Origin of the sequence: Effusibacillus lacus (assembly GCF_002335525.1) — a bacterium.
Taxonomy (GTDB): Bacteria; Bacillota; Bacilli; order Tumebacillales; family Effusibacillaceae; genus Effusibacillus; species Effusibacillus lacus.
Map to the genome: position 1 here is coordinate 1 of NZ_BDUF01000095.1, position 6,804 is coordinate 6,804.

Sequence of the window (6,804 nt, forward strand, 5' to 3'; positions counted from 1 at the left end):
TCTTCCCATGGTATCCGCCCCGTTCATTATTCTTGCTTTCAGGATACCATAGAACACCGTTTTAAGTAACTGAATTTAGGAAACGAACTACTAGAATCCGACGAACGGAGGAAACGCTAAGATCCAACTGTTCATGCTCTTCTAGAAGCTCAGATAAGTGGGAATTATTACTTCCGTAGTACTTTTGCTCGTAAAGACTAACAACTTGTTCCCTAATGGACTCAGGGATGGTGTGAGAGGGCTTTCGTCCTCGGTTCTTATGTACAATTCCTTTCGCTCCTTCCTTGATGTACCTAGCCTTTAAACGAAGAACCTGACGTTTAGAAAGGCCAAGGGCTGTAGCGGCATCTTCAGATGTGAGGGATTTGGCAACCAACTTCTCAATCACAAGAACTTTCTTTAATTCTGTTGTTGTCAGTGTAATCGTCTCCTGTCCCATGGTGACATTTTCACAGACGAGTTACAGGGTGACAATATCACAGAACAACTACATATTGCATGAGAATTATTGCATTATTGAAGCGAATCTAATAAAATGATATCTTTTATGTAGAAGCCTCGTCAAAGTTCTTGTTCTTTCATGCGGAATACGAGGAGAAAAAGGGGGGGCATCTCTGATGGCAAAGGGACAGGAAACACTCTCTTCGGTACAAAACGCAATGCGGATTCTGCAAGAATTCTCAAAAGAAGAACCGGAATTGGGAATCAGTGAATTGAGCAACCGACTTGGATTGGCAAAGAGTACGGTGTTCCGTTTGATTCGGACGTTAAGCGAAGCCCACCTGGTCCAGCAAAACAAAAAATCGCAGAAGTACCAACTTGGATTGGGTGCTTTTGTATTGGGGTCTGCCGTCTATCATAAGATGGAAATTCGCAAAGTTGCTCTTCCCTACTTGGAAAAATTAATGAAATCAACAAACAAGGTGGTTCGCCTCGGTGTCTATGATCAGGGCGGGGTTGTCTATTTATGCAAGCTGCCGGAGGATCAGGAGACGAGAATGTTCAGTTCAATCGGAAGACGGGTGCCGTCTTACTGTACCGCGGTCGGGAAGCTGCTGCTTGCCTGCCAGAGTGAACAGGAAATTACGCGCGTTGTCGAAGGAGACTTGAAAGCGTTTACACCTAATACAATCACATGTCGGCATCAATTGCGAAATCAGCTGAAGGAAATCAAACAAAAGGGATATGCGGTCACTTATGAAGAAACCAAAAAAGGAATTTGCTCGGTAGCGGTTCCTGTTTATAACGATTTTAACGAAGTTATCTCGGCAATCAGTGTGACAGGTTCGAAGCCTCATTTTCTTCCGGCACAGATCCAGAATTATGTGAAAGAAATGAAAATGTACAGCCGTTTAATTTCTGAACAATTGATTACTGAATAATAACAAGGAAGATTCCTATATAGCAACCAGCCCTATGGGCCGGTTGTTTTTTTCTTTTGAAGAATTATCAAATCCGTTCCGTATAAAAGAACAGAATTATCCGTCAAAAACTTTTATTCAATATAGTGAAAACATACAGATCTGTATAGCAAACAGAATACAAGGAGAGATTTGCAGTGTTGAAACCGGAAGATAATGAGAGACTGACATGCGTCGGTCCCGGCACGCCGATGGGAGAAGTATTCAGGAGATACTGGATTCCGGCTCTGCTGACAGAGGAACTGCCTGAGCCGGATTGTCCGCCGATTCGGGTTCGATTGTTGGGGGAAAATCTGGTCGCGTTTCGCGACAGCAACGGCAAGGTTGGCTTGTTGGACCGCTACTGCCCCCATCGACGGGTTGAATTGTTTTGGGGCCGCAACGAGGAATGCGGTATCAGGTGCGTATATCACGGATGGAAATTTGACGTTGACGGGAATTGTGTCGATATGCCAAATGAGCCGTCGGAAAGCAATTTTAAACATAAGGTGAAGATCACGTCGTATCCGACATTTGAGGCGGCCGGCATTATCTGGACCTATATGGGACCGCCTGACGAAATGCCATCCAAGCCGGATTATGAATGGATCCGGGCGCCTGAGACCCACCGTCACGTATCGAAAACGTTCGAAGGCTGCAATTGGCTGCAAGGTCTTGAAGGAGGGATTGATACTTCTCACTCGTCCTTTGCACACAACAATAACATAGCGGACAAAAACGCACTGCGCACCCGCGCTCCTTCACCAAAGCTGGAAGTGATCAAAACTGATTACGGGTTTAATTATGCCGGAATCCGCAATCTGGGCAACGACGGAAATTATGTTCGTGCCTATCAGTACATCATGCCCGCTCAGCAGATGCGGGGGGCCATGATTAAATGGAAGGACGGTTCAAGGGAGGAGTTTCCATCAATCGCGGGTCATATCTGGGTGCCGATTGACGATGAATCCACCTGGGTCTGGAATTTTATTTATTCTGCAGATAAACTGATCCCTTTCACCAAGGAATTTGTGCTTGAACATGAGACGCAGTTCGGAAGAGGACCTGACGACTTGCTGCCGGGATACAGATTGAAGCGCAATCCGTCCAATGATTATCTGATTGACCGTGAAGTTCAACGGACGAGGACTTTCACCGGCATTGAAGGGATCAATACACAGGATTACGCGCTGCAGGAAACGGCCGCTCCGATCATCGACCGGTCGAAAGAACGTTTGGGCACTGCGGATGCGGCGATTATTGCGGCGCGACACCTGCTGCTGGAAGCAATAAAAGATGTTGAAGCAGGAAGAAAGCCGCGCGGAGTGGACCCCGCTGCATATCGAAATGTGCGAGGCTGCGATAAGATCCTTTCTCTTGGCGTGGATTGGAAAGAAGGGATGAAGGAAGATATGTGCGGTTGCTATTAAACCGTGTATCATCTGCGAAAGTCAAAATTATTGCAAAGGAGACAGACGTATGGGGACTGAATCGCATTATCACAGCAGGAAAGACAGAATATTTGTCAGGGCAATTGCCGGAGAGTACAGCCTGTCGCAGGAATTGGAACGTCTGCGTTCTCAGCCGCGGGTCAAGAAAGGATCGGAAATCAAGTTTAACGACGGCCCGCAGGCTTTCAGCAAGCACTATGTGGAGCCGGTTGACGGCATCACACAAACCTTTCATATCCATCTGGAAGAGTATGGTCCCGGCGGAAAATCGCAAAAACACGGACATGTGAACGAAGCGGCTTTCTATATCCTGGACGGCAAAGGATATGAGATCCACGACGGAATTCGCTATGACTGGGAAGCGGGAGATGTGGCAGTTGTTCATAACAACTGTGTCCATCAGCATTTCAATGCGGACAAATATAAGCCCGCCCGCGCGTTGGTTATCAAGACAAAACCGATGTACATGTTTATGAACATGCTGTTCCAAAAACAGGTGGAACCGCGTCCGACTGAACCGACCCCGGAGGGTGCCGGTTTTAGGGCGAGAGAAGAAGGCGAGAAATAATCTGAAGAATTGAGATGGAGGAAAAAACAAATGGCATGGGATGAATCGAAAACATGGCTTCAAGGAGAACAAAGCGCAAAGTACTATCAGGATTTGCTGGATGATGCAGCAAGCAAACCGGCCCGTGACGCAAAGCGGAAGAAGATTGTCAAACCGCATGAAATGCCGTGGGAGATGTCCCGGAACGGATTATTGAAACATCTCTTGAACGAGCAGATGAATACCCGCATTGAAACAGTGGATGTGTATATGCAGATTATCCCCCCCGGTAGCCGTTCCGGCAAGCATCGTCACCTGGCGGAAGAATGTTTGTACGTATTGGAAGGAAGGGGATATGATCTGCATCAGGATTGCGATGTGGAAATCACCGACACGTATCACTGGAAACCTCAGGATGAAATCAAGCGGTTTGAATGGGAAGCGGGAGACGTGATTTATATTCCGCCCAACACGATTCACCAGCATTTTAACGCGGATCCGGACAAACCGGTGCGGTTGATCTCGGCGACCAACCGGATTTACAAATGGTGCGGGTTGAACGATCTGGAGCAGCTGGAAGATGCTCCGGAGTACGATCCGAACATCGTATTGGATGCGGAAACCATTCAACAATTTCTTTCAAAAGGCACCCGGGTTTAACAGCAACTGCAAAAAAAATCGGCTGATCATCGGAAAGGTAGGTGAGATCTTTGTCCGCTCCGAAATATATGCCGCAGTTTCTGAAAAACGGACCGCTTCTGCAGGAAGAAAACAGATTCGATCTGAAATGGCTGACCATCGGTTTTTCGATTGCACTGGTCACGTATTTCGCGGTTGTTCCTTTGATATTCCTTGTGTGGCAAAGCTTTCTGACGCCTCAAACAACCAGTCGTGCGGCTGAATTTACCTTCGCTAACTATGTAAACGCTTACACCAGTCCTGAAACATTGAACCTGATTTTCAATTCGTTTCAATTCGCTGTCGGCACAAGTATTGTTGCGTTCTCGCTGGGGACGCTGCTTGCCTGGATGAACGAACGAACCAATACGCCGTTCAAATCATTGTTTTACGCTCTTTCCATCATTCCGCTGATTATACCGTCCATACTTTTTACGGTTGCCTGGATTTTGCTGGCCAGTCCTGAAATCGGATTGCTGAATCTGGTGCTGCAAAAAATATTCGATACGAATGCAACTTTTTTCAACATTTATTCGATGGGCGGCATGATTTGGGTGGAAGGACTGCATTATTCCCCGATGGCTTTCCTGTTAATGTCCGCCGCATTCCGGTCGATGGATCCCTCGCTTGAAGAATCGGCGATGATGAGCGGTGCAAGCATTCCCAAAATAGTCTATCGGGTAACCATTAAACTCTCGTGGCCCGCAATTTTTGCCACTTTGCTGATTACGTTCGTCAGGTCAATCGAATCTTTTGAAGTTCCGGCGCTCTTGGGTATACCGGTTGGGATCCCTGTATTCACCTCAGCGATCTATCAAGCGATTCATAAATATCCGAGTGACATCGGATTGGCCAGTTCGTACTCCATTACGCTGTTGCTGATCACAACAATCGGAGTTTATATGCAATCCCGCCTGTCAAGTTCGGGCAGCAAATATTCAACGATGACAGGCAAGGGGTATCGCCCCCGCACAATGGATCTCGGAAAGGGGCGCTATCTGACAGCCGCAATTTTTATCGTTTACTTCCTGCTGATCGTAATTTTGCCGTTCCTGGTGTTGGTGTGGTCTTCCCTGCAAAAGTTTTACAGCATTCCGACCATGGAGGCATTCAAGTCCCTGTCTCTCGACAACTACAAGTATATACTTTCCTATCCGACAGTGGGCAGGGCTGTATGGAACAGTCTGGTGCTTGCAGTCGGCTGCGCTACCCTGATTATGCTTTTAACGGCAGTGATTACCTGGATTGTGGTAAAAACAAAGATTCCCGGACGCTGGATCTTGGATAATATCGCGTCTCTGCCAATGGTTTTTCCGGGGTTGGTGTTAGGCGTTTCCATTATGGTGTTCTATCTCAATTTTGACATTGGGATTTACGGAACGATCTGGATTTTGCTGATAGCTTACATCACCAGGTATATGCCATACGGGTTGCGGTACAACACAACTTCGATGATGCAGATCCATAAAGAGCTGGAAGAATCTGCCGCGATGAGCGGTGCGACCTGGGGAACCACATTTCGCAGGGTCATTCTCCCGCTGTTGAAGTCGGGAATGGTTGCCGGATGGATCTATATTGTCATCATGTCGGTGCGAGAACTGTCAAGCTCGATTCTGCTGTACAGTCCCGGGTCGGAGGTGATATCCATCACGATCTGGGAACTTTGGGAGAATGGACAATATGTGGAATTAAGCGCTTTAGGAGTTCTGTTTATTCTGGGGCTGTTTGTTCTGGTAATGACCATGCAGCTGATCAGCAAAAGATTCGGTGTCAAGGAAGCATAACAAAAATCTGTCAATACAGGAGGTGGAAGTAATGTTAAATGTCACCCGGCTGTTTAAAGAATATCCGAATGACAACGGCGAAATGGTAAAAGCCGCACAGAATATTACATTTGAAGTTCCGCAGGGGAAATTGTTTACATTGCTTGGACCGAGCGGTTGCGGAAAAACCACGACACTGCGTTCGATTGCGGGATTGGAAAAACCCAGTTCCGGCGAAATTACGCTCGGGGAGCGCGTAATCTATTCATCGCAAAAACGGGCTTTCGTTCCGCCAAACAGACGCGATATCGGAATGGTGTTTCAGTCCTATGCGATCTGGCCGCATATGAACGTCTTTCAAAACGCCGCATTTCCTCTGCAGGTTGGAAAAAAGAAATACTCAAAAGCGCAAATTGAAGACAAAGTGATGCGAGCCTTGAATGTTGTGCAATTGGACGGTTTGGAGGCCCGGGAAGCTACCAAGTTAAGCGGAGGTCAACAACAGCGCCTTGCATTGGCGCGAGCGCTTGTGATGGAGCCGCAGCTGCTGTTGTTGGATGAACCGTTAAGCAACCTGGATGCAAAGCTGCGAGAGCGCATGCGGTTTGAACTGAAACGGCTGCAAAGGGAATTGGGGATCACCACGGTCTATGTGACGCATGACCAAAGTGAAGCGCTGGCCCTTTCAAATCAGATTGCGGTGATGAATGCCGGGCATATTGTACAGATTGGAACGCCGCGGGAAATCTATGAGCATCCGAACAGCAAATTTGTGGCAGATTTTATTGGATCCACCAATTTTGTAAATGGAACGGTAATTGAGAAGCAGAATCAGCCCGGACGCTACAAATTGAATACCGAAGCGGGGGAGATCGTTGCATACTCGGCTGAACCGCTTGCCAAAGGAGAGACAGTGCTGCTGTCGATCCGTCCGGAGAACATTCATGTTTCCTTGAATCGTCCGG

The 6,804-nt window shown here is 47.4% G+C and carries 7 protein-coding genes; 6 read left to right on the forward strand and 1 reads right to left on the reverse strand.

The window, feature by feature from the left end; all coding sequences use genetic code 11:
- Window positions 1–61: 61 nt before the first annotated feature.
- Complete coding sequence (locus EFBL_RS21950; RefSeq protein ID WP_096183065.1) at window positions 62–439, reverse strand: helix-turn-helix domain-containing protein; 378 nt, start codon at window positions 437–439, stop codon at window positions 62–64.
- Window positions 440–617: 178 nt separating this feature from the next.
- Between EFBL_RS21950 and EFBL_RS15910 the strand changes: the two genes are divergently transcribed.
- The 6 genes from EFBL_RS15910 to EFBL_RS15935 all read left to right on the forward strand — a co-directional run.
- Window positions 618–1,382 carry an IclR family transcriptional regulator gene (locus EFBL_RS15910; RefSeq protein ID WP_096183066.1) on the forward strand — a complete coding sequence of 255 codons (765 nt, stop codon included), beginning with the start codon at window positions 618–620 and terminating at the stop codon, window positions 1,380–1,382.
- Window positions 1,383–1,558: 176 nt separating this feature from the next.
- Window positions 1,559–2,830 carry a Rieske 2Fe-2S domain-containing protein gene (locus tag EFBL_RS15915; RefSeq protein ID WP_096183067.1) on the forward strand — a complete coding sequence of 424 codons (1,272 nt, stop codon included), beginning with the start codon at window positions 1,559–1,561 and terminating at the stop codon, window positions 2,828–2,830.
- A 49-nt stretch (window positions 2,831–2,879) separates the two neighbouring features.
- Complete coding sequence (locus EFBL_RS15920) at window positions 2,880–3,419, forward strand: cupin domain-containing protein (protein ID WP_096183068.1); 540 nt, start codon at window positions 2,880–2,882, stop codon at window positions 3,417–3,419.
- Between the two features lie 30 nt (window positions 3,420–3,449).
- On the forward strand, window positions 3,450–4,058 hold the full coding sequence (locus tag EFBL_RS15925) for a cupin domain-containing protein (protein ID WP_096183069.1): 609 nt from the start codon (window positions 3,450–3,452) through the stop codon (window positions 4,056–4,058).
- A gap of 50 nt (window positions 4,059–4,108) precedes the next feature.
- Window positions 4,109–5,860 (forward strand): ABC transporter permease, encoded by a 1,752-nt coding sequence (locus EFBL_RS15930; protein ID WP_207907558.1) that lies wholly within the window; start codon window positions 4,109–4,111, stop codon window positions 5,858–5,860.
- A 31-nt stretch (window positions 5,861–5,891) separates the two neighbouring features.
- Window positions 5,892–6,804: ABC transporter ATP-binding protein (locus EFBL_RS15935; protein ID WP_216640732.1), on the forward strand; the 913-nt coding region annotated here is incomplete at its 3' end.

Bases quoted from the DNA above. Each gene is read 5' to 3' on its own strand.
- EFBL_RS15925 (WP_096183069.1), top strand. From the start codon at position 3,450: ATGGCATGGGATGAATCGAAAACATGGCTTCAAGGAGAACAAAGCGCA.
- EFBL_RS15920 (WP_096183068.1), top strand. From the start codon at position 2,880: ATGGGGACTGAATCGCATTATCACAGCAGGAAAGACAGAATATTTGTC.
- EFBL_RS21950 (WP_096183065.1), bottom strand. From the start codon at position 439: ATGGGACAGGAGACGATTACACTGACAACAACAGAATTAAAGAAAGTT.
- EFBL_RS15910 (WP_096183066.1), top strand. From the start codon at position 618: ATGGCAAAGGGACAGGAAACACTCTCTTCGGTACAAAACGCAATGCGG.